The organism is Mesorhizobium sp. Mes31, from assembly GCF_024519675.1.
Taxonomy (GTDB): domain Bacteria; phylum Pseudomonadota; class Alphaproteobacteria; order Rhizobiales; family Rhizobiaceae; genus Mesorhizobium.
Genome location: NZ_JALJRL010000001.1, coordinates 56,828 through 79,617 on the forward strand (window position 1 = coordinate 56,828; position 22,790 = coordinate 79,617).

The following is a 22,790-nucleotide window of genomic DNA, read 5'->3' on the forward strand; positions in this document are numbered from 1 at the left end:
TCAGGTTGTTCCGCCGGTTTCGGCGCCGAGATGCGCCTTGAGCGCCATCTGGGCCAGGCTTGCCTGGCGATCGCGGTGGGTGATCATGGCGAAGTCGCGTTTCGGCAATTCGAGCGGCACTGACCTCAGGCTGCCCTCGGCGACGGCGCGAGCCACGACGAGCTCCGAAATGATGGTGGCGCCGGCGCCCGCCTCGACCGCCTGGCGTACCGCCTCGTTGCTCGGCAGCACCAGGAATATCCTGAGGTCGGCGAGCGAAATCCCTTCGCGGCGCGCCAAGTCCTCCAGCACTTCGCGCGTGCCTGAACCACCCTCGCGGATGATCCAGCGCAGCCCCCTGATGTCAGGACGACCGGGCGACAGTTCGGCGATCTCCGGATGCGAGCTGGCGACGACCAGCATCAGCCTGTCGACGTCGACCTTGGTGCGGCGCAGGATGTCGGATTCCGTGCGCCCCTCGACCAGGCCGAGATCCGCGGCGCCATCGAGGACATTCGCCTCGACCTGTCTGGTGTTGCCGATGGTCACGCTCAGCCTGACGGCGGGATAGGCCTCGTGGAAGGAAGCCAGCCGGCGCGGCAGCCAATAGCTGGCGATGGTCTGGCTGGCGGCGATCGAGAGGCTGCCGGTGACCGTCTGCGAAACATGTTCCAGCACGTTGCGGGCGGCGGCGGCTCGTTCGAGCACGGCCTTGGCTTCTGGCAGGAACCGGTGTCCGGTCTGGGCAAGCTCGATGTTGCGGCCGACACGGTTGAACAGGTGGACGCCGTGCTGTTCCTCAAGCGCGCGTATGGCCGCCGACGCCGCCGACTGGGAAATGCCCAGCAGCGCCGCCGCCTTGGTCATGTGGCCGCGCTCGGCGACAGCGACGAAAATGCGTAACTGGTCCAGGGTCATGCGCCCATTAAGAACCAATATCGATTGAATTTACAAGAACAACTGATTAGACGGATCGATAGCTTTATTCTACGTTTTTGAGTGAAGTTAGAAAAAATTCGCCAGCGGATCGCAGAGACTAAAATGATCGGGCGGTTCAGATCCTTGTTTGCGCATTGGACCCGGGGCATCCGGCGACGGCTGGCCGGCGATCGCTATCACCCGGAAGAGCATTACATGCGTGGCCCCGGGCCGAAGACGCGAGCCAAATCCGCCGGCCGCGCGGGCACCATCGGACCATGATGCAAGGACCGCCGCGCGGCGCGAATTCGGCACCATCGCAACGCCCGCTTGCCGACACGCGCGCGCCCGACGAAGGCGACGGCGTCGACACCTCGCCCGATATCTCGGACAGCATCGCCAAGACGACCTGCTACATGTGCGCCTGCCGGTGCGGCATCGACGTGCACATCAAGGACGGCAAGGTCCGCTACATCAACGGCAACAAGGACCATCCGGTCAATCGCGGTGTGATCTGCGGCAAGGGCAGCTCCGGCATCATGCAGCATTACAGCCCGGCCAGGCTGAAGAAGCCGCTGCTCCGCACCGGGCCGCGCGGCTCGGGCGAGTTCCGCGAGATCGAGTGGGAGGAAGCGTTCTCGATCGCGACGGAGCGGCTGTCGGCCATCCGCCGGACCGATCCGAAGAAGCTCGCCTTCTTCACCGGGCGCGATCAATCACAATCCCTGACCGGCTGGTGGGCGAGCCAGTTCGGCACGCCGAACTTCGCCGCTCATGGCGGCTTCTGTTCGGTGAACATGGCGGCCGGCGGGCTCTATACGATCGGCGGCTCGTTCTGGGAGTTCGGTGAACCCGACTGGGACAACACCAGATACTTCATGCTGTTCGGCGTCGCCGAGGATCATGATTCAAACCCGATCAAGATCGGCTTGGGCAAGCTCAAGGCGCGCGGCGCCAAGGTGGTTTCGATCAACCCGTGCCGGACCGGCTACAACGCCATTGCCGACGACTGGATCGGCATCCGGCCCGGCACGGACGGCCTGTTCGTGTTCGCGCTCATCCATGAACTGCTGAAGGCAGGCCGCGTCGATCTCGACTATCTCCTGCGCTACACCAATGCCCACACGCTCGTCATTCAGGAGCCGGATGCGGCCGATGACGGGCTGTTCGTGCGAGACGCCGATGGCGATCCGCGGACCTGGGACAGGGTGGCGAAGACGCCTGTCAGCGCCACCGATGCCAGCGCCAAGCCGGCGCTGACCGGTAGTTTCACCGTCGATGGCCGCCGTTGCACGCCAGTGTTCCAGCTGATTGCCGACCGTTACCTCGATGAGAGCTATGCACCCGATGCGGTCGCGAAGCGTTGCGGCATTGCCGCCGATACGATCCGCAGGATCGCCGCCGAACTTGCCCATGTCGCCTTCGAACAGACGATCGAACTGCCGGTGGCGTGGACGGACTGGGCCGGGCGCCGGCACGAGACGATCAAGGGACGGCCTGTTTCGATGCACGCCATGCGCGGCATCTCCGCCCATTCGAACGGTTTTCATACGTGCCGCGCCATCCATCTGCTTCAGGTGCTTCTCGGCACGGTGGATGTCCCCGGCGGCTTCCGCTTCAAGCCGCCCTATCCCAGATCGGCGCCACCGGGTCCAAAGCCTTCGGGCAAGACCGTCAAGCCGATGACACCGCTCGACGGCATGCCGCTCGGTTTCGTCTGCGGACCGGAAGACCTGTTGGTCGATGAGGCCGGCACGCCGACCCGTATCGACAAGGCCTATTCGTGGGATGCGCCGCTGGCGGCACATGGCCTGATGCACACCGTCATCCGCAATGCCTGGGCCGGCGATCCCTACAGGATCGAGACGCTCATGATGTACATGTCGAACATGGCGTGGAATTCCTCGATGAACACCGTCGAGACCATCGCGATGCTGACCGACAGCGATGACGCCGGCAACTACAAGATTCCCTTCATCATCTATTCCGACGCCTATTATTCCGAGACCGTGCCGTTCGCCGACCTCGTGCTGCCCGACACCACCTATCTCGAGCGCCACGACTGCATCAGCCTGCTCGACCGGCCGATCAGCCATGCCGACGGGCCGGGCGACGCCATCCGCCATCCCGTCGTCGAGCCGGACCGCGACGTCCGGCCGTTCCAGTCGGTGCTGATCGAGCTCGGCGCGCGGCTCGGACTGCCCGGTTTCGTCGATGAGGACGGCTCGGCCAAATACCGCGACTATGCCGACTATATCGTCAACCATGAGCGGACGCCCGGCATCGGACCGCTCGCGGGATGGCGCGGCAAGGATGGCGCCGCGATCGGCAAGGGCGAGGCCAATCCGGGCCAGTTGCAGCGCTACATCGACAATGGCGGCTTCTGGCACCACGATTTCGCGGACGACCAGCGCTACTACAAGATGGCCAACCGCTCCTATCTCGACTTCGCCGAGAGCATGGGCTTCATCCCTAAGGCGGAGCCCATCGTCTTCCAGCTCTATTCCGAGCCGTTGCAGCGCTTCCGCCTGGCCGCGCGCGGCCATGGCCGCGTGCTGCCGCCACAGGGCGATCGCCAGCGCATCGAGACCTACATGGACCCGCTGCCGTTCTGGTACACGCCCTTCGAGGAAGCGGTCATCGATCTCGAGAAATATCCCCTGCACGCGCTGACGCAGCGGCCGATGCACATGTATCACTCCTGGGGCTCGCAGAATGCGTGGCTGCGGCAGATCACCAGCCAGAACCGGCTGTTCGTGCATCACACGACCGCCGCCGGTCTCGGCCTCGTCGATGACGACTGGGTGTGGATCGAGAGCATCAACGGCAGGGTGAAGGGGCAGATCAAGCTGGTCGACGGGGTGAACGAAAGCACGGTCTGGACCTGGAATGCGATCGGCAAAAGACGCGGCAGCTGGGGGCTGAAGGACGACGCGGCCGAATCCAACCGTGGCTTCCTGCTCAATCACATCATCGGCGACCAGACCTCGGCCGATGCCAACGGCAAGCGCTATTCGAATTCCGATCCTGTCACCGGCCAGGCGGCATGGTTCGACCTGCGGGTGCGCATCGCCAAATGCGTGGCGGAAGAAGCCGGCTTCACCGAGCCGCAATTCGAGCGCTTCCAGCAGCCGCCGCATTTCGAGCCTTCGCCGGACAAGCTCCGTTTCGGCGCCGAGTTCCGCAGGGCAAGGGAGGCAGCCGAATGACCTGTCTGCCAAGTCAAAGCGGCAAGAAGCTCGGCCTCGTCATCGACCTCGACACATGCGTTGGCTGCCAGGCCTGTGTCACCGCCTGCAAGGAATGGAACACCGGCGGCCACATGGCCCCGCTCACCGACATCGACCCCTATGGCGGCCATGTCGACGGCGTCTGGTTCAACCGCGTGCACAGCTATGAGCACACCACCGAGATGGGTGGGCGCACGGTCAATTTCCCGCGTTCCTGCCTGCATTGCGAGACGCCGGCCTGTGTCACCGTCTGCCCGACCGGTGCCTCCTACAAGCGGGCCTCGGACGGCATCGTGCTGATCGACGAGGACAAGTGCATCGGCTGTAAATTGTGCAGCTGGGCCTGCCCCTATGGAGCGCGCGAATTCGATACCGATGTCGGCGTGATGAAGAAGTGCACGCTTTGCGTCGACCGCATCTACAATGACAATCTGTCCGAGGAAGACCGTGTGCCGGCCTGCGTCGCCGCTTGCCCGACCAGCGCGCGGCATTTCGGCGATCTCGGCGATCCCCTGTCGGCCGTCTCGCAACTGGTGGCGGAGCGTGGCGGCGTCGACCTGATGCCGGAGCTCGGCTATCAGCCGACCAACAAATACCTGCCGCCGCGCGCCCATACCACGCGCGCCGCATCGGTGCCCGCCAAGGCGCTGGAGCCAGTGCGGGCCGAAGGCGGCTTCCTCGGCTGGGTCGACCGCATGCTTTCGAACTGACACCCATGCATCCAGCCTTCTCCGTCGTTTTCTTCACCACCGCCACCGGCGCCGGCTACGGCCTGCTGGCGCTGCTGGGCGTGCTCGGCGGATTCCAGATCATCCCGCCCGATTTCTGGCTGGGCTTCGTCGGCATGGGGTTGGCGCTCGGCCTGATCGCGGCCGGACTGTTGTCCTCCACCGGCCATCTCGGCCGGCCAGAGCGCGCCTGGCGGGCGTTCTCGCAGTGGCGCAGCTCGTGGCTGTCGCGCGAAGGTGTTGCCTCGGTCGCCACCTTCGTGCCGGCGGGACTGTTCGGCATTGGCTGGGTGTTTTTCGGCCGCACTGGTGGCTGGGTGGCGATTGCCGGGTTGCTGGCGGCCTGCGGTGCGGTCGTCACCGTCTGCACCACGAGCATGATCTATGCGTCGCTGAAACCGATCGCCCAGTGGCACAGCCGCTTCACCCTGCCCGGCTATCTTATCTTCTCGGCAATGACCGGCAGCGTGCTCTTGAATGCGCTGCTGCAAGGATTTGCCCTCGGTTCCCAAATGCTTCTGGCGGCTTCGATGCTGCTCACCTTGCTCGGCTGGGGCTGGAAACTGGCGGCCTGGCGCCACAACGACGCGCTGGAAATCGCTACCAACGCGAACACCGCGACCGGGCTTTCCGGTGGCACGGTGCGCTCGCTGGAATGGCCGCATACCGAGGAGAACTACCTGCTCAAGGAAATGGGGTTCCGCATCGCGCGCAAGCACAGCGCGCGGCTGCGCCAGATCACGCAGATACTGGCCTTCGCCTTGCCCGTGCTGCTGCTCGCCGCCACATTCGCCTTCCCATGGCCCTTCGCGGCGGTGCTTTCGGTTCTTGCCGCGATCGTCCAGCTCTCCGGCATGCTGGTCGAACGCTGGCTGTTCTTCGCCGAAGCGAAGCACACCGTCATGCTCTACTATGGCAGGTAGGGCTGTTTCAGCCGGGTCGCAGCATCGACAGCGAGATGGCGAAGATGCGGTCAGTGCCAAGCATGTAGGCCATCAGCGTGTCCAGGCGGAACAGCCCGGCATAGGCGCGGTCGAGCACGTTGAGCGAACCGGTGTAGGCACCGAAGGCCGGCATGATCATGCGACCGCCGTCGCCGGCAAAGCAGCGCCGCCGCACCGAACGGCCACGCTGCACGATGCGGGCGCAAGGGTGCAGGTGGCCTGAAATCTCGCCTTCGATGCGCAGCTTCGATGGCTCGTGCCGGAACAGCAGCGAGCCGATGGCGAGTTCGCGCACTGTCTCACCAGGCAGGTCGGCGGGCGCTTCCGGATCATGATTGCCAGCGACCCAGAACCAGTCACGGCCAACCATCAGCGCTTCCAGCCGTTCGCGGAAGCTGGCATGCATGCGCTCGGCGCCACCGCCATCGTGAAAGCTGTCGCCCAGGCTGATGACGATCGATGGCTGGTAGTCGGCGATGACCGCTTGCAATCTGAGCAAGGTCGCGCCGGTGTCGTAGGGCGGGATCAGCGCACCGCGTCGTGCCAGCGACGAGCCCTTTTCCAGATGCAGGTCCGATACCGCCAGCAGCCTGAACTCGGGAAAATAGAGCACGCCGCGCGGGTCGCAGACCGCGCGTTCGCCGGCGATGCCGACAAGGTCGGCCTCGGCAATCAGCGATGCGCGCGCCAGCGAAAAGTTCATTCCTCGATCATCCCCGGCCCCATGGCTTCCTCGACCAGCGTCGCGGCATCCATCAGCAGCGTTTCATCGGCCTCGCCGTTCACCGGCATCTTGCCGATCTCGAGCATGATCGGCACGGCAAGTGGCGATATCTGTTCGAGATTCTTATGCATGATTCGACCCTGGATGCGCGAGAGCATGTCGCCGAGTCTGCTGACATCGAGCAGACCGGTCGCCGCATCGGCGCGCGTTGCCTGAAGCAGGATATGGTCCGGCTCATGGCTGCGCAGCACATCGTAGATCAGGTCGGTCGACACAGTGACCTGACGGCCGCTTTTCTCCTGGCCCGGGTGACGTTTTTCGATCAGGCCCGAGATCAGCGCACAATTGCGGAAGGTGCGCTTGAGAAGCCAGCTGTCGGCCAGCCAGGCTTCGAGGTCATCGCCCAGCATATCCTGGTCGAAAAGCGCGCTGAGCGAAGGTTTCCCGGCTTTGAACATCGCGCCCATGTCGCCCAGTGACCATATGGCCAGTGCATAGTCGGTGGCGACAAAGCCGAGCGGCCTGGCTCCCGCCCTGTCGAGACGGCGTGTGAGCAGCATGCCGAGCGTCTGGTGCGCGAGCCTGCCCTCGAACGGATAGGCCACGAGATAATGGCGGTTGCCGCGCGGAAAGGTCTCGATCAGCAGGTCGCCGCGCTTCGGCAGCACCGATTTGTCGGCCTGGAACCGCAGCCAGTCGGCCACCTGCTCCGGCAGCTTCTTCCAGCGCTGCGGGTCGTCCAGCATGATGCGGACCTGCTCGGCGAGGTAGGTCGAAAGCGGGAACTTGCCGCCACCGTAGTAAGGCACCTTGGCGTCGCTGCCGGGTGCGTTCGACACGAAGCACTCATTCTCGCGGATGCCCTCGAAACGCAGGATCTTGCCGGCGAACATGAAAGTGTCGCCATGCGTCAAGGTTTCGAGGAAGGCTTCCTCGATCTTGCCGAGGACCCGGCCGCCGCGTGAAGCCGAGCCCTTGCTGCCGGCCTGGACGTAGCGGACGTTGAGCGCCGGCACTTCGATGATGGTGCCGACATTCAGCCTGTATTGCTGAGCGACGCGCGGATTGGATACCCGCCACAACCCGTCCTTGTTCAGGCGGATGCGGGCATATCGCTCATAGTTCTTCAGCGCATAGCCGCCGGTGGCGACGAAATCGATGACGCGGTCGAAGGTCGGCCGGTCGAGGCTGGCATAGGGTGCCGCAGTTCGCACTTCGTCGAACAGATCATCGGCGCGGAATGGCGCGCCACAGGCGCAGCCGAGCACATGCTGCGCCAGCACATCGAGGCCGCCATTGACCAGCGGCGGCGTATCCTGTGCGCCGAGATAATTGGCGTCGAGTGCGGCCCGGCATTCGAGCACCTCGAAGCGATTGGCCGGGATGAGAATTGCCTTGGACGGCTCATCCATGCGGTGGTTGGCGCGGCCGATACGCTGCGCCAGCCGGCTCGCCCCCTTTGGTGCGCCGACATGGACGACGAGATCGACATCCCCCCAGTCGATGCCGAGGTCGAGCGTCGAGGTGGCGACGATGGCGCGCAGCGCGTTCTCGCCCATCGCCTTCTCAACCCGCCGGCGTTGAGCGACGTCGAGCGAGCCGTGATGCAGCGCGATCGGCAAGGTGTCCTCATTGACCCGCCACAATTCCTGGAACAGCAATTCGGCCTGGCTGCGGGTGTTGACGAACAGCAGGGTCGTCTTGTGGCGCTTGATCTCGCGGTAGATTTCCGGCGTGGCGTAGCGGGCCGAATGCCCTGCCCACGGCACGCGCTCTTCCGAATCGAGGATGGAGATCTCGGGTTTCGCGCCGCCCGTGACGACAATCATTTCGGCCATGTCGCCCGGTGGATTCTGGCTGACCAGCCAGCGCCGCAACTCGTCCGGTTCTGCCACCGTCGCCGACAGCCCGATTGTCTGCAGGCCGGGGACAAAGCTGCGCAGCCGCGCCAGACCGAGCGCCAGCAGATGTCCGCGTTTCGAGGTCACCAGCGAATGCAATTCGTCGAGAACGACATAGCGCAGGTCTTCGAAGAAGCGGCCGGCATCGCCTGCCGCAATCAGCAGCGCCAATTGCTCGGGCGTGGTGAGAAGGATGTCGGGCGGCACCAGCTTCTGCCGCTGGCGCTTATGCGCGGGCGTGTCGCCGGTGCGCGTCTCGATGGTGACGGGCAGCCCGATCTCTTCCACCGGTTTGCCGAGATTGCGCTCGATGTCGACAGCCAGCGCCTTGAGCGGTGAGATATACAGCGTGTGGATGCCGCGATGCGCCTGGCCCGGTTTTCGCCTTGGCCGATTGGCCAGTTCGGTCAGCGAAGGCAGGAAGCCGGCCAGCGTCTTGCCGGCGCCCGTCGGCGCGATCAGCAACACCGATTGCCCGCCTTGAGCCCTCGCCAGCAACTCGATCTGGTGGGCGCGCGGCGACCAGCCCTTTTCGCCGAACCATTTGATGAATGGTTCGGGCAGGGTCACCGTGGCATTCTGTTGGGCAAGGCGCGGCTGCTCTGTCACGTGCCAGAGGTAGCGCGACGACAGGCAATCGCCAAGAAGAATCGGAACAAAAGGGGATCGAAAAGGCTTAAGGCCGCCGAAACCCGGTCGGGCCGCCATAGAGGTAGCCGATGCGGGCGACCGCGTCCTTCAGCCCCTCGCGTGACACCAGCATGGTGTGGCCGTTGGCGTGGATCATGGTGTCGGTGTCGGTCATGACGGCGACATGGCCTTTCCAGAACACCAGGTCGCCGCGGCGCAGTCCCGAGAAATCAGGGCCCGGCTCGAGCGGCTCGCCGAGTGTCGCCGCCTGCATGTCGGAATCGCGCAGCACGTTTTTACCGGCCATCCGCATCGCCAGTTGCACCAGGCCCGAACAATCGATGCCGAAGCCGGAAGTGCCGCCCCAGAGATAGGGTGTGCCGACAAACATCTCGGCCACCGAAACATAGTCGGCGGCCACATCACCGAGCGGCTTCAAATGGCCTGCGATGATCGTCTCGCCGGAAGGCAGGACAGAATAATGCGTGCCACGTGTTTCGGCAGACCCCGTCACCGTTACCGTCGATCCCATCGATAGCTGTCCCGCGATCGGGAAGCGCAGATCCGGACCTGGATAAAGGAAGGTGCGCGGCACCGACACGATGTGAGTGGGTGCATGGTCCCGCCCGCCCAGCATGGTATCGGCGACATAGCCGACATAGCCATCGCGCTCGGCCTGGACCCAGGCCCAGCCCTCGGAGACCTCGAAGACGAGGACGTCATCGCCGAACAGGAGTTGCGTGTTGACGCCGGCATCCGGTCGCGGCGCCTTGCGCATATCGGCCACTGACGCGGTGATCCGAGCCTGGCGACCGGCGACAAAGCGGTCGGCGACAACCTCGCCCTTCAGCCGTGCATCGGCAAGATCGGAACGAAAGGCGTGAAGGCGTGCATCCCTGGCGGTCAAATCGGCAACTCTGCTTTATTTTGTTTGCGCATGATCTTGTCCGAAAACCGGTTCCCACTTTCCGGGATCATGCATTAAATCGGCAGCTCGTGGGCTTTGGCGATGATACCATCGCCGAAGCGCTCGACAAAGAGCGCGCCCTCGACCGTGCGCCTGATCAGAACATTGCGCTTGTCGAGCTCGTCGCGATGGCGCGACACCAGTTTCAATGCACCCATCGTATCAAGCGCGCGGGTGATCACCGGCTTGGTGACATTGAGGCGAGCGGCGAGCCCGCGCACAGTGTGTGGCGGCGGATCGAGATAGATTGTGAACAGGATCGCCGTCTGGCGCATGGTCAGATCGGGCGCGTCCTCGCGCACCTGCGACAGCATCACTTGCTGCCACAGTCGCAAGGCCTGGCTCGGGCGCATCGCAATCGACATCGCGCCAGCATGACGACAAATTGTTTCGGTTCCGTTTCAGTCGCGAACCTTCTTGTTGAAGCATGATCTTATCCGAAGGGTCCCACTTTTTGCTTCGCTGCCCTTCTGTTCGGGTTCATGGTCAGCCGTAGCGTGTCGAGATGATCCGCTCCAATGCACGAATGCCTTGCGCCTCGCCGCCGGCAGGGCCATGCGCACGATCGGCGGGGTTCCAGGCGAAGATGTCGAAATGCGCCCAACTCGCGGTCTTCTCGACAAAGCGCTTGAGAAACAGCGCCGCGGTGATCGAACCGGCGAAACCGTCCGTGGTGACATTGTTGATGTCGGCGATCCTCGACGACAGTTTCGCGTCGTAAGGCCGCCACAACGGCATGCGCCACAACGGATCCTCGACCGTCAGGGATGCCACGGCCAGTTCCGAGGCCAGCGCCTCGTCACCGGTGTAGAACGGCGGCAGGTCGGGGCCGAGCGCGACACGGGCAGCTCCGGTCAGCGTCGCCATGTCGACCAGCAGCTGCGGTTCCTCCTCGTCGGCGAGCGCCAGGGCGTCCGCCAGCACCAGCCGCCCTTCGGCATCCGTATTGCCGATCTCGACTGACATGCCCTTGCGGCTGGTGAGCACGTCGCCGGGCCGGAAGGCGTTGCCGGCGATCGAATTCTCGACGGCGGGAATGAGCACGCGCAGCCGCACCTGGAGCCTGGCGGCCATGATCATCGAAGCCAGACCAAGCACATTGGCGGCACCGCCCATGTCCTTCTTCATCAACAGCATGCCGGAGGACGGCTTGATGTCGAGACCGCCAGTGTCGAAACAGACGCCCTTGCCGACCAGCGTCACCTTCGGCGCGCTTCGCGGCCCCCATCGCATGTCGATCAGGCGCGGCGGTCCGGCAGACGCACGGCCGACGGCATGGATCATGGGGAAATTCTGCTCGAGTAGGTCGTCGCCCTTGATCACGAAGACATCGGCCTTGTGCGCCCCGGCCAGGGTCCGCGCCGCCTTCTCCAACTCTTCCGGACCCATGTCGCTGGTCGGCGTGTTGACCAGATCGCGCGCCAGGAAGACGCCGTCGGCGATGCGGCGAACACGCCCCGCATCAACCCCGGTCGGCAGTTCGAAACGCAGCGCCTTGCCGGGCTTCTTGCCGTATCGGGTAAAGACATAGCCGCCGAGCGCCAACGCGATTGCCGCGAGTTCCGGTTCGGCCGGTGCCGAAGCGAAGTGCCAGTCGCCTTCCGGCAGGGCTTTCGACAGCGCGCCGAGAGCGAGTGCGCCCTCGCCCTCGCCGACACCGAACAACGCACCGCCGAGCGTTCCGTGCTCACCGGGTACGGCAAGCGCTTTGCCTGCCTCGCCTGAAAAGCCATTCGCCTTGGCCCAGGCGACAACGGATGGCGCCAGACCGGCGGTCTCCAGACCGTCCCTGGCGACCAGGTGGACCGGCAGCGCACCCTGCATTTTCTTTTCGACGAGTTCGACAGGCATTCAATGTTCTCCGTCCGACGGGTTCCTGAGTCGGCGTTCTTAACCATCCGTTAGGGTTAACAGAATATTTCTGCGGGAGGAAAGACGGCCACGCAATGGCCGCGCATGAATGGAGGCCCGATGCCGATGCCTACCAACCGCAAGATCAACGCCACGGGACAGCGGCTCATCACCACGGCCCTCATGCTGGCGCTCGCGGCTGGCGTTGCCGGCTGCGGAACCAGCAAGCTCACCACCGGCTCGATCGGACGCACCAGCGGCAAGCCGCTGGAAACCATGTCAGCCGGAGAACTGCACACCGCCACCGCGTCGCTTGGCCAGTCTTACGCCAGGAACCCCAACGACAAGCGAATCGCGACAAACTTCGCCGCCGCGCTGCAAATGGACGGCGATGCCGACCAATCGCTTGCCGTCATGCGCAAGCTGGCGATCGCCCTGCCGAAGGATCGTGACGTGCTCGCCGCCTATGGCAAGGCGCTGGCCGCCAATGGCCAGTTCGAAGCCGCGCTGGACGCCGTGCGCCGCGCTCAGACGCCGGAATATCCCGACTGGAGGCTGGTGTCGGCCGAAGCGGCCATTCTCGACCAGATCGGCCAGAAGGCCGACGCCCGCCAGCTTTACCGCAAGGCGCTCGAACTCAAGCCGAACGAGCCCTCCGTGCTCTCCAATCTCGGCATGTCCTATGTACTGGAAGGCGACCTGCGCACGGCTGAAACCTATATGCGCTCCGCAGCGCAGCAACCTAGCGCAGACAGCCGGGTCCGCCAGAACCTGGCGCTGGTCGTTGGTCTGCAAGGCCGTTTCGACGAAGCCGAGAAGATCGCCTCGCAGGAACTGTCGCCCGAACAGGCGCAGGCAAACGTCGCCTATCTGCGCCAGATGCTGGCTCAGCAAAATGCCTGGAGCCAACTCAAGGATCAGGACAAGCCCAAGTCCGCGACCAACTGAGGCGACGATCTGCGACGACCCTGAATGAACGAAGAAGCCGCGCTGCGTTCAGCGCGGCTTCTTCGCCTTTCGTGGAGGGCCATGCCGCGCCGCTACTTGTCAGATGATGCCGATCCCGAGCCGAAGATGCCGCGCTGGCTGACCTGGATACCGGCAGGGCCCAGGATGATGGCGAAAAGCACCGGCAGGAAGAACAGGATCATCGGCACGGTGAGCTTTGGCGGCAAGGCAGCGGCCTTCTTCTCGGCCGCGTTCATGCGCATGTCGCGGCTTTCGGCGGCAAGCACGCGCAATGCAAGCGCCACCGGCGTGCCGTAACGCTCTGCCTGAACGAGCGCCTGCGAGACCGACTTGACCGATTCCAGGCCGGTGCGGCTTGCCAGGTTCTCGTAAGCCTGCTTGCGCTCCTGCAGATAGGAAAGCTCGGCGTTGGTGAGGATGAATTCTTCCGCCAGCGGCACCGATTGCGCGCCGATCTCGTCGGCGACCTTGCGCAAGGCCGCTTCCACCGACATGCCCGATTCGACGCAGATCAGCATCAGGTCGAGCGCGTCCGGCCATGCCATCTGGATCGACTGCTTGCGCTTGGTGGCGCGGTTGTTGACATAGACGACCGGTGCGTAGAAGCCACCATAGGCAACGAGGATGCAAACGAAAAGCTTGATGACGAGCGGCTTGTCGGGCAAGCCGCCGAGCACGAACAGGTAGACCAGCGCCAACCCGAAGCCGACAAAAGGAAGCACGAGGCGGAAGAAAAGAAAACGCGTCAGCGGATTCTGCCCGCGAAACCCCGCCACCTTGAGCTTCTGCAAGGTGCCCTCGTCGGCCAGTGCACGCCGCAGGTCCAGCCGGTCGACAATGTTGCGCATGCCAACCGACTGTTCCTCGCGCAGGCCCTTGCGACGGCGATCCGCCTCGACGGCAAGCCGGGCGCGCTGCTTGGCACGCAGTTCGTCACGTTCCAGCGCAACCGATTTCATGCGTGACTTGAGCTGGTTTCCGCCAAACGCCGGCAACAGGGTGAAGACGGTGGCAAACACCGCTATGCCGACCAGCAGCGCTATCAGGAAGCTCGGATCCGTCAGGGATTTGACGACTTGGTCGGTCATGCTGACATCCTAGACATCGAAGTTCATCATCTTGCGCATCACCAGGATGCCGATCGACATCCAGACCGCCGCGCAACCAAGGATCAGATTTCCAACGCTGGTGTTGAACAGCGGCATCAGGTAGGTCGGGCTCGACAGGTAGACGAGGAACGCGACGATGAAAGGCAGCGCGCCGATGATGGCGGCGGACGCCTTCGCCTCCATCGACAGTGCCTGGACCTTGGCTTTCATTTTCTTGCGATCGCGCAGCACGCGCGAAAGATTGCCCAGAGCCTCGGAGAGATTGCCGCCAGCCTGGGACTGAATCTGGATGACGATGCCGAAGAAGCTTGCCTCCGTGCAAGGCATGGTTTCGGGCATGCGCAATGTCGCTTCGGGGATCGACAGGCCCATCTGTTGCGAATCGACGACGCGGCGAAACTCGGTCTTCACGGGCTCTGGCGATTCGCTGGCGATCAGGCGCACCGCATCGTTCAGCGGCAGTCCGGATTTGACCGCGCGCACGATGATATCGAGCGCGTTCGGAAATTCGTTGAGGAACGCCTTGACCCGTCGAGCGCGGCGAAACGAGACGAACCAGCGCGGCAGGCCGAGGGCGCCGGCCAGCAGAACACCTGGCAAGAGGAACAACGGTGCCTTGGCTACAAAGGCGACAATCGTCAAAGCGAGGCCGCATATGGCGGAGTAGATGTAGAAGCGTTCAACGGTGGTTTTCAGGCCGGCCTGACGGAGCAGGGCTTTCAGCGGCGGTTTCTTGACGGCGCTGTCCTTGGACTTCTGCTTCGCATCGAGTTCGTTCAGCGAATCCTGAACCGATTTGCGCCGCTTGGCGGCTTCCGCGACGCGGTCACGTGAGGCCTTGACGACGGAACGGTCCGTCTCGGCGCTCTTGATCGTTTCAAGCCGCTTGCCGACCTGTTTCTCGTTGCTGATCCGGGTGAACAGGAATGCATAGGCGACCGCGCCGGCGCTGAGGCCAGCGAGCACGACAAACGCCAGTACGGTGCCGTCAATTCCGAACATTGGCCAGAACCTTCACGCCTCCAGATGCGTCAGTCAGCGCGTTTCTCCATCGCCTCGAGCGCGATGGCGAGGCGCTGCTCCTCGCCATAGTAGCGAGCCCGCTCCCAGAAATGCGGGCGGCCGATGCCGGTCGATACATGCTCTCCCAGCAGCCTGCCATTGGCGTCCTCGCCCTTGATGTTGTAGAGGATGATATCCTGCGTGATGATGACGTCGCCCTCCATTCCAATCACCTCGGTGATGTGGGTGATGCGACGCGATCCGTCGCGCAGGCGCGCCGCCTGGATGATCACGTCGATGGAGCCGACAACGATTTCGCGCACGGTCTTCTGCGGTAGCGAATAGCCGCCCATTGCGATCATGGATTCCATACGGTTCAGGCATTCGCGCGGACTGTTCGAGTGGATCGTTCCCATCGAGCCGTCGTGGCCGGTATTCATCGCCTGCAGCAGGTCGAACACTTCGGGTCCGCGCACTTCGCCGACGATGATGCGCTCTGGCCGCATGCGCAGGCAGTTCTTCACGAGGTCGCGCATGGTCACCTCACCCTCACCCTCGAGATTGGGTGGACGGGTTTCGAGGCGCACGACATGCGGCTGTTGCAGTTGCAGCTCGGCCGAGTCCTCGCAAGTGATGACGCGTTCGTCGCGATCGATATAGTTGGTCAGGCAGTTGAGCAGCGTCGTCTTGCCGGAACCGGTACCGCCCGAGATAACGATGTTGCAGCGGACACGACTGATGATCTTGAGGACCTCGGCTCCCTGTGGTGAAATGGCGCCGAACTTGACCAGCTGATCGAGCGTCAGCTTGTCCTTCTTGAACTTGCGGATGGTGAGCGCGGCACCGTCGATGGAGAGCGGCGGCGCGATGACGTTGACACGGGAGCCATCGGGAAGACGCGCGTCGCAGATCGGGCTGGATTCGTCGACACGGCGGCCAACCTGGCTGACGATGCGTTGGCAGATGTTGAGGAGCTGCTGGTTGTCGCGGAAGCGGATGCCGGTCTGTTCGACCTTGCCGTTGACTTCGATGTAGACGTTCTTGGATCCGTTGACCATGATGTCGGCGATGTCGTCGCGTGCAAGCAACGGCTCGAGCGGCCCATAGCCGAGCACATCGTTGCAGATGTCCTCGAGCAGTTCTTCCTGCTCGGCGATGGTCATCGCGAAATTCTTGATCGCGATGATGTCGTTGACGATGTCGCGGATTTCCTCGCGAGCGCTCTCGGGATCAAGCTTGGCGAGCTGCGACAGATCGATCGTATCGATGAGCGCGGAGAAAACCTGGCTCTTGGTGTCGTAGTAGGTTTCGCTCTTTTCGCGCTGTGCCCGCTTCGGCTCCGGCGCCAATGGCGGCGGCTCGACGGCGCGGCGGGCCGGCGGCGCGACGGGCGCGCTCGGCGCCGGAGCCGTGGGCCGGGCCAGGACCGCCGTATCTACAGAACTTGCAGCCGCCGGCGCGACAGGCGCCGGTGCTGGCTGGCGAAATTCCGGCTTGAACCGGTTTCCGTCGTCGCTGCCTCTTTTACCAAACATGATCGGCTACCGATTCCACCGCTGAAACGTCACTTCTTGTTGCGCGAGAGTTTGCCGAGCAGATTACCAAGCCCCGCTTTCTTCTTCGCCTTGATCTCACTGCGCCCGGTCAGCACATGCGCAATCTCGTTGATCATTGCGACGACCGGGTTCTTGGCATCCATTTCACCGAGCATGCGTCCGTTGTTGGCGGCATTGCCGAACAGCAGCGGATCGAAACCGATCACCGACATCGGTGACAAGCCCAGCGGCTCGGCGAAATCGGATGGCGAAATCTCCGGGCGTTTGGGGACGCCAGCCTGGTTGATGATCAGTTTCGGCGGCGGGTCGTTGGGACGGAGCCGCTTGAGCATGTCGACCAGGTTCTTGGTGTTGCGCAGATTGGCCAGCTCAGGCGTCGCGGTGATGACGATCTCGTCGGCCTTGATCAGGGTATTCTTGGCCCAGCCCGTCCAGACATGGGGAATATCGAGCACCAGGAGCGGCACGCTGCGCTGGGCGGTGTCGATGAGCTGGGCGAAGGCCTCGGGATCGAAGTCATAGACCCGTTCCAGGGTCGAAGGCGCTGCCAGAAGCGACAGGTGCTCGGCGCACTGGGTCAGCAGCCGGTCGAGATAGACTTCATCGATGCGTTCGGGTGAAAACACCGCCTCGGCGATGCCCTGAGCCGGGTCCTGATCGAAATTGATGTTGGCCGTGCCGAAAGCGAGATCGAGGTCGGCGACGACCACTTCGGATTTGAACAGCGAGGACATCGCCCAGGCCACATTGTGGGCAATCGTCGAGGAGCCGACGCCGCCCTTGGCGCCGACAAAAGCGATCGAGCGGCCGAGCGGCTCGGCTTCCGGATCGACGAAAATCGACGACACCACGCTGACGATGTCGGCCATCGAAACCGGCGCGATCACATATTCGGAAATGCCGTTTCGGATGAGCTCGCGATAAAGGCCGACGTCGTTGTAGTGGCCGATCACCACCACTTTCGAGGTCGGATCGCAATATTCAGAGAGCTGGGCGAGCTGCTCCAGCAGTTGCTTCGGTTCGCTGCGCGATTCCAGCAGGATCAGGTTGGGTGTCGGCGCCGACTGGTAGAATTCGATGGCGGTGGGGACGCCCCCCATATGAACCTTGAGGTGCGCCTTCGCCATGCGGCGGTCCTCGCCGGCGCGCTCGACCGGATTGGCAACGCCCTCGGTCTCGCAGAATGCCTGGATCGAGATGCGCGGAATCGGCCGCAATGCCTGCATCGCGGCGATGTCCTGCTGCGAGGTGTCGCCGCCATCCACCGAAGCGTCGTAGGCAAGGTTGCTCATGGTCATGCTCTTTCCCGTAGCCTGTTCTATCCGAGACTGGCGTGGCTCAGTACGTCACTTCCGAATTGCCGAGGAACTCGTCCGAAATGCCTCTCGTCCGGTAGATATCGATCACCGCGCCGCGATTTTCGGCATCGATGGTGGAAGACTTCCGCGGGCCGAGCAGATCGGCCGGATTGGCCATCTGGGCGGCAAGATTGTTCTGATAGGAGCAGCCGAAGTCGGCGTAGTGCTTGTTTTCCGACGTATCGACCAGGTCAGCGGGCCAGCGTCCGCATTTGTCGGTCTGCGCTCTCACTGCGATATAGGAGACGCGAACCGGGGCGGATGCTTCGCTTGAGCCGGCCTGATAGGAGGTCACGACAATCCGGTTGCGCTTGACACCGCTGGCGACCGCCAGCCGGGCGAAATCGCGGCCTGCCGCCGTCGCGGCAACCTCGTTGGCCGACCCGCTCGGGACCTGGATCGTCAACGTCGCAGCGGCACTCTTGTCGTAGTCGTCGAGGAAACCCAGGAGCGTATCGCGCTGGGAGCCGGTCATGCCGCGATCACCGGCGCCGACCGGCAGATCGATCTTCAGATTCTTCTCAGCGATCACGATTGGATGATTCGTGCGATAGTCGTCCGGAATGGCGCCGACAGTAATGCTGTCCCTTTGTGCGCAGCCGGCCAGCAACGCCGCGACCGCAACCGCCAGGACTGGAACGGCTCGCCGGTGCAAACGACTGACGCGCATCGTTGTGGCGATGGCCCTTGCCTTCAGTGCTGACTCGAACATGTCCGCTTCCCCGCTCACTTGTAAATGAAGCCGACAACGCCGTGGTAGCGGCCGTTGGGCTTGTCGGTTTGCATGGTGCCGTAGACACGATTGACGCGGCCAAGGAATATGCCGGCGCCATCGCTGGCAGCGTTGAAATTGTCGTCCGGTTTGGCAAGGTCGTTGCGCGCTACCGGCTTCACCAGATAAGGCGTGATGATGATGACCAGCTCGGTCTCGTTGCGCACGAAGTCCCTGCTGCGGAAGAGCGCGCCGAGCACTGGAATCTTTGTCAGTCCGGGCAACCCGTTGACGGCCTGCCTGACATCGTCGCGAACCAGGCCGGCGATCATCATGGAGCCGCCCGAGGGCAGTTCGACCGTCGTATCGGCGAGACGCTTGCGCAGCGACAGCGCGTTCATGCCGGGGCTCGTCACGCCCTCGGACAACGACACCGACCCTTCGGTCGTCGGCTCGGAAACCGAGGTTCTGACCTTCAGGCTTATGCGGCCGGGGGACAACACCACCGGCTGGAATTCCAGGCCTATGCCGTACTCGATCTTGTCGACAGTGTAGGTCTTCAAACCAGTCTGATTGTCGGTAGATACGTTCTGGGAGACGCCGCTCACCATGTTGTATTCACCACCAACCTTGAAGGTCGCCTTCTCGCCGGATACGGCGGTCAAGGTCGGCTCGGCCAAGGTTTTCATGACCCCGGACTGCTCCATGGCGTTGACATAGGCCTGCAGCCCCGAGGCGCCGATGTTGAAGCCCGAATTCGACAGCTGCTTGCCGAGGCCGGTGAAATTGTCGCTGAGCGCGCCGTAGCTGATGCCGTTGCTGCCGCCGCTGCCGACCATGTTGACGCCGAGCTGCTTCATCACGGAGCGGCTGACTTCGGCGACCGTCACCTTCAGCGTGACTTGATCGTCGCCGATGATCTGCAACAGGTTGACGATCTTGCTGACGCGACGCTCCTGGTCCGGATTGTTGATGTCGACACCGCTCTGGGCCGAGCCGCCGGCCGCCGTCTGCGAATATTGTCCCGTCGTCGCTTCACCACCCGAGACGAAGATCGTCGCCAGGTCGACCGCCCGTTTCGCGTCCAGAGGCGTGTCGACCGTTCCGGTCAGGACGACGTTGTCGTTCAGCAGCTCCACCTTGATGGTCGACGTCGGAAGGAAGCGCTTGATGTAATCCTCCAGGCCGGCGACGTCGCGTTCGACGGCCAGATCCAGGCTGACGATCTGTTCGCCATTCGGTCCGAAGACGAAGATGTTCGTCTCGCCGACTGCCTTGCCGAACAGATAGATGCGCCTTGCGGTGCGGGTCACCGCATCGGCGACAGTCGGGTTGGCGACAAGAATGTCGTAGGCATCGTTCGGCAGGTCGATGACCACCGATTTGTTGAGGCCGAGCTTGACGCGCTGGGTGGCTGTCGATGCAGTGACCTGCGCGTTCTTTGCCTCGACAACGCCTTGCACATTCGTTCCGACCAGCAGCAGGCCGAATGCCGCGGCTACAATCGCCGGCAGTTTACCACTTAGCCTCATTTCCTTGCCCCTACTTCGGAAACTTCGCCCGACTTGATCAGCCTCACCGTTCCCCTGCGGCCATTGCCGGAAACGAGATAGTCGGCCTCATCCAGATTCTTTTCCTGGGTGTCCGAGATCGCCCGCAGCGCCAGGGTCAGGCGATCCGCCATCTGCTGGGCAACCGTGATGATCTCCGCCTGCCGCGGTGTCAGTTCCAGCGTGGCGGTCTGCCCCACTCTGGTCTTCTTGCCTTCCTCATCCTCCTGGATGGTCTGGTCAATTGCCAGGACGCGGATGTTCTTGAGGATGGTTTCGGTGTTGAAGCTGGTGCCGCCATTGGTGGCATCAGCCTTGCGGGTCATGATGACATCGACAAAATCGTTCGGGAGAATGAAGCCGCCGGCCGACGTGTCGGCCGAGATGGCCGTGGCCACCGCCCGCATGCCGGAAGGAAGGATCGACGACATGAAGCTCTGCCCCTCGCCGATCAGCTTGGAGCGGCGCAGCGGTTCCCCGGTATACATCGTCATACGGGCAACGGAACCCTTCAGCTTCTCCAACGCTTCGGGTTCGGCAGCGCGGGTGATGAAGTTCGCGTTGATGCCGTCGGCGGGCCAGGATTGCCAGGCAATGTTATTGTCGAGCTGGCTGCCCATCGGAACATCGCCCGAAAGCACAAGCACATCCTGCAGAGCCACCGCAGGGGCCTTGGGGCCTTCGACGGTGACCTGCGGCGGCGGTGCCGCCACCATGTTTTTCGCGACATAGCCAGCGCCACCGGCCGCGGCAACCGCCACGCTCAGAATAATCAATCGCGATGCTGGCATCTGTCCGAACCCTCGCCCTGGCAAACCACGTAGCCAAGCGGGACTTTGCAGCGGCAATCGTCAAAACAAGGTTAATGTAATGCTTACGATCGTGATTAATTTAAGGTTTACATAAATTAGCTGAAATGTGTGCGGACCGGACAAGATCGCGGGCCCGCCCTTGTTCAGGGCCGGCCGCGGCAACGCAGACAGTCAATGGAAATAAGGTGCGTTCAGGTCGCCAGCTTTGTCAGCGCCCACACCATCAAAGGCGAATCCGGATAGGTTATCAACCCGCCAAGGCCAAGCGCGATGCCATAGGGAACGCCGGTTGTCTCGTCGGCGAAATGGCGCAGAAACGGGTTTCGGCCGGTAACGGTCGAAAGTGGCGATTTCCGGTAAAGGAGGACGGCGAGCGTCAGCAGCCCGCCGATGAATGTCGAGACCACGAGATACTCGACGAGATGCACGTTGAGCCCCATCCACACCGCGGTGGCGGCCAGCAGTTTGGCGTCGCCGCCACCCATGCCACCCATCGCGAACAGGCCGAACGTCACGGCCAGGACAAGGGCGCCCGCGGCGAAGTGCCCGCCATAGGCAGCCCACCCCATATCGGTCAGGGGGGCGACCAGGGCAAAGACAACGACGAGCAGAACCGACACGCGATTGGCGATCGTCATCGACAGCATGTCGGAGATCGCGGCAAACAGCATGCAGAACGGAAAGACGACGAAGATCAGGGCTTCAAGCATCGGCGCTATACCTATTGTCCGATTCCACGGGGTCCAATCTAGGCATCTTCAATTAACGATTGATGAGGCTCGGACCAAAAAGACGACTGGTATTGGCTGCGGCATAGAACAAGGGCCGCCATGTGGCGGCCCTTGTCAAGAACACAGTCTGAGCGCCTGGGCGCTCAGCAATACGACAGATCAGCCGCCGCTGCTGTTCAGGGTGGTTCCGATAGAAGTGAACTTGGCGTTGATTGCATTGCCGAGCGCGCCGGCTCCGACGATGATGGCAAGCGCGATGAGAGCGGCGATCAGACCATATTCGATAGCGGTCGCGCCGGATTCGTCCTTCACAAAACGTGCAACGAGTTTAGACATTTGAGAGCTCCTACTCCACGTGTTACAGCACTTCCGTCAACTTCTGTGATGGTTGATCGGATGCTGCCAATCTAGGGAGAAGCTCTTTCGATCGGCTTAATAAACAGCCTTACCGATTCCTTTCCCGGTTCGAACCCATTGCGTGGTTAATCCCGAGCTAAGTACTGGCCGACCCTTCCGTTTCCCGGGTCGCTGGTGCTTGTGATCCGGACCCGACCACGTCACGCAAGTACTCATGTCGGCCAAGGCACCATCGGCAAGAGCGCCCGCTTAACCGTTGGTTCACCAATCTCGTTCATGTTCCGTTGAACAGTCTGCATGCGTGGAGCGCCTCAATGGCCGAACCGAGATCATCAATTCTGGTTGCAGTGCTTCTTGCCGCCACGACCTTCGCCATGCCAGCCATGGCCGGCGCCGGCATCGAGGTCACGATGAACCAGGCCAAGATCGTCAAACTGTCGCGTCCCGCCGACACGATCGTGGTCGGCAACCCGGCAATCGCCGACGCTTCCGTCCAGGACGCCTCGACGATCGTGCTGACGGGCAAGGGCTTCGGCGTCACCAATCTGGTCGTGCTCGATCCGGAAGGCAGCCCGATCGTCGACGAGCAGGTGACCGTCGTGCGGCAGGCCGCCTCGTCCGTGCGTATCTATCGGCGTGCCGAAATCCAGACCATGTCCTGCACGCCCTATTGCGAAAGCTCCTACAAGAGCGACGCGGAGAAATCCTCCGAAGCCGAGATGAGCGTCAGCCGATAGTGTGGCGCGGCCGAATGCTCTGGTT

Annotated in this window: 20 protein-coding genes; 5 read left to right on the forward strand and 15 right to left on the reverse strand. The window is 63.0% G+C overall.

Annotated elements, in window-relative coordinates:
* A complete protein-coding gene (locus NR193_RS00240) occupies positions 1-897 on the reverse strand; it encodes a LysR family transcriptional regulator (protein WP_256748898.1) in 897 nt (298 codons plus the stop codon).
* A gap of 278 nt (positions 898-1,175) precedes the next feature.
* On the opposite strand from NR193_RS00240, the gene NR193_RS00245 reads away from it, so the two are divergent.
* The 3 genes from NR193_RS00245 to NR193_RS00255 are packed head-to-tail and all read left to right on the forward strand — an operon-like array spanning position 1,176 to position 5,778.
* A complete protein-coding gene (locus tag NR193_RS00245; RefSeq protein ID WP_256748899.1) occupies positions 1,176-4,106 on the forward strand; it encodes a molybdopterin oxidoreductase family protein in 2,931 nt (976 codons plus the stop codon).
* Entirely contained in the window at positions 4,103-4,837 is a 735-nt protein-coding gene (locus NR193_RS00250; protein WP_256748900.1) for a 4Fe-4S dicluster domain-containing protein, read from the forward strand. The genes NR193_RS00245 and NR193_RS00250 overlap by 4 nt, the downstream gene beginning before the upstream one ends.
* A gap of 5 nt (positions 4,838-4,842) precedes the next feature.
* Positions 4,843-5,778 carry a DmsC/YnfH family molybdoenzyme membrane anchor subunit gene (locus NR193_RS00255; RefSeq protein ID WP_256748901.1) on the forward strand — a complete coding sequence of 312 codons (936 nt, stop codon included), beginning with the start codon at positions 4,843-4,845 and terminating at the stop codon, positions 5,776-5,778.
* A gap of 7 nt (positions 5,779-5,785) precedes the next feature.
* Here the strand turns inward: NR193_RS00255 and pdeM are convergent, their stop codons facing one another.
* The 5 genes from pdeM to NR193_RS00280 form a co-directional block, all read right to left on the reverse strand.
* Positions 5,786-6,502 (reverse strand): ligase-associated DNA damage response endonuclease PdeM, encoded by a 717-nt coding sequence (gene pdeM / locus NR193_RS00260; protein WP_256748902.1) that lies wholly within the window; start codon positions 6,500-6,502, stop codon positions 5,786-5,788.
* Positions 6,499-9,033, reverse strand: coding sequence for a ligase-associated DNA damage response DEXH box helicase (locus NR193_RS00265; RefSeq protein ID WP_256748903.1), 2,535 nt, complete (start codon positions 9,031-9,033; stop codon positions 6,499-6,501). Before NR193_RS00265 ends, pdeM begins: the two co-directional genes overlap by 4 nt.
* A gap of 67 nt (positions 9,034-9,100) precedes the next feature.
* On the reverse strand, positions 9,101-9,961 hold the full coding sequence (locus NR193_RS00270; protein WP_256748904.1) for an NlpC/P60 family protein: 861 nt from the start codon (positions 9,959-9,961) through the stop codon (positions 9,101-9,103).
* 74 nt (positions 9,962-10,035) lie between these two features.
* Positions 10,036-10,386, reverse strand: coding sequence for a MarR family winged helix-turn-helix transcriptional regulator (locus tag NR193_RS00275; protein ID WP_057143123.1), 351 nt, complete (start codon positions 10,384-10,386; stop codon positions 10,036-10,038).
* 121 nt (positions 10,387-10,507) lie between these two features.
* Entirely contained in the window at positions 10,508-11,872 is a 1,365-nt protein-coding gene (locus tag NR193_RS00280) for a M17 family metallopeptidase (RefSeq protein WP_256748905.1), read from the reverse strand.
* A 120-nt stretch (positions 11,873-11,992) separates the two neighbouring features.
* On the opposite strand from NR193_RS00280, the gene NR193_RS00285 reads away from it, so the two are divergent.
* Positions 11,993-12,820: a tetratricopeptide repeat protein gene (locus NR193_RS00285; RefSeq protein WP_256748906.1), complete on the forward strand. Its 828-nt coding sequence runs from the start codon at positions 11,993-11,995 to the stop codon at positions 12,818-12,820.
* Between the two features lie 92 nt (positions 12,821-12,912).
* Here NR193_RS00285 and NR193_RS00290 read toward each other — a convergent pair whose 3' ends face one another.
* The 9 genes from NR193_RS00290 to NR193_RS00330 all read right to left on the reverse strand — a co-directional run bounded on the left by NR193_RS00290 (position 12,913) and on the right by NR193_RS00330 (position 22,007).
* Positions 12,913-13,929, reverse strand: a complete 1,017-nt coding sequence (locus NR193_RS00290; RefSeq protein ID WP_256748907.1) for a type II secretion system F family protein — start codon at positions 13,927-13,929, stop codon at positions 12,913-12,915.
* 9 nt (positions 13,930-13,938) lie between these two features.
* The gene (locus tag NR193_RS00295) at positions 13,939-14,952 is read right to left on the reverse strand and encodes a type II secretion system F family protein (RefSeq protein ID WP_256748908.1); all 1,014 of its coding nucleotides are present in this window, start codon (positions 14,950-14,952) and stop codon (positions 13,939-13,941) included.
* A 29-nt stretch (positions 14,953-14,981) separates the two neighbouring features.
* On the reverse strand, positions 14,982-16,487 hold the full coding sequence (locus NR193_RS00300) for a CpaF family protein (protein ID WP_256748909.1): 1,506 nt from the start codon (positions 16,485-16,487) through the stop codon (positions 14,982-14,984).
* 29 nt (positions 16,488-16,516) lie between these two features.
* Positions 16,517-17,806, reverse strand: a complete 1,290-nt coding sequence (locus tag NR193_RS00305; protein WP_256748910.1) for a CpaE family protein — start codon at positions 17,804-17,806, stop codon at positions 16,517-16,519.
* Between the two features lie 40 nt (positions 17,807-17,846).
* Positions 17,847-18,578: a CpaD family pilus assembly protein gene (locus NR193_RS00310; RefSeq protein WP_256748911.1), complete on the reverse strand. Its 732-nt coding sequence runs from the start codon at positions 18,576-18,578 to the stop codon at positions 17,847-17,849.
* A gap of 14 nt (positions 18,579-18,592) precedes the next feature.
* Positions 18,593-20,110, reverse strand: a complete 1,518-nt coding sequence (locus NR193_RS00315; protein WP_256748912.1) for a type II and III secretion system protein family protein — start codon at positions 20,108-20,110, stop codon at positions 18,593-18,595.
* The gene (gene cpaB / locus NR193_RS00320; protein ID WP_256748913.1) at positions 20,107-20,919 is read right to left on the reverse strand and encodes a Flp pilus assembly protein CpaB; all 813 of its coding nucleotides are present in this window, start codon (positions 20,917-20,919) and stop codon (positions 20,107-20,109) included. Before cpaB ends, NR193_RS00315 begins: the two co-directional genes overlap by 4 nt.
* A gap of 212 nt (positions 20,920-21,131) precedes the next feature.
* Positions 21,132-21,650 (reverse strand): prepilin peptidase, encoded by a 519-nt coding sequence (locus tag NR193_RS00325; protein ID WP_256748914.1) that lies wholly within the window; start codon positions 21,648-21,650, stop codon positions 21,132-21,134.
* Between the two features lie 180 nt (positions 21,651-21,830).
* Positions 21,831-22,007 (reverse strand): Flp family type IVb pilin, encoded by a 177-nt coding sequence (locus NR193_RS00330; protein WP_256748915.1) that lies wholly within the window; start codon positions 22,005-22,007, stop codon positions 21,831-21,833.
* Between the two features lie 335 nt (positions 22,008-22,342).
* Here NR193_RS00330 and NR193_RS00335 point away from each other — a divergent pair, with 335 nt between their 5' ends.
* Positions 22,343-22,765 carry a pilus assembly protein N-terminal domain-containing protein gene (locus tag NR193_RS00335; RefSeq protein ID WP_256748916.1) on the forward strand — a complete coding sequence of 141 codons (423 nt, stop codon included), beginning with the start codon at positions 22,343-22,345 and terminating at the stop codon, positions 22,763-22,765.
* Positions 22,766-22,790: the final 25 nt, after the last annotated feature.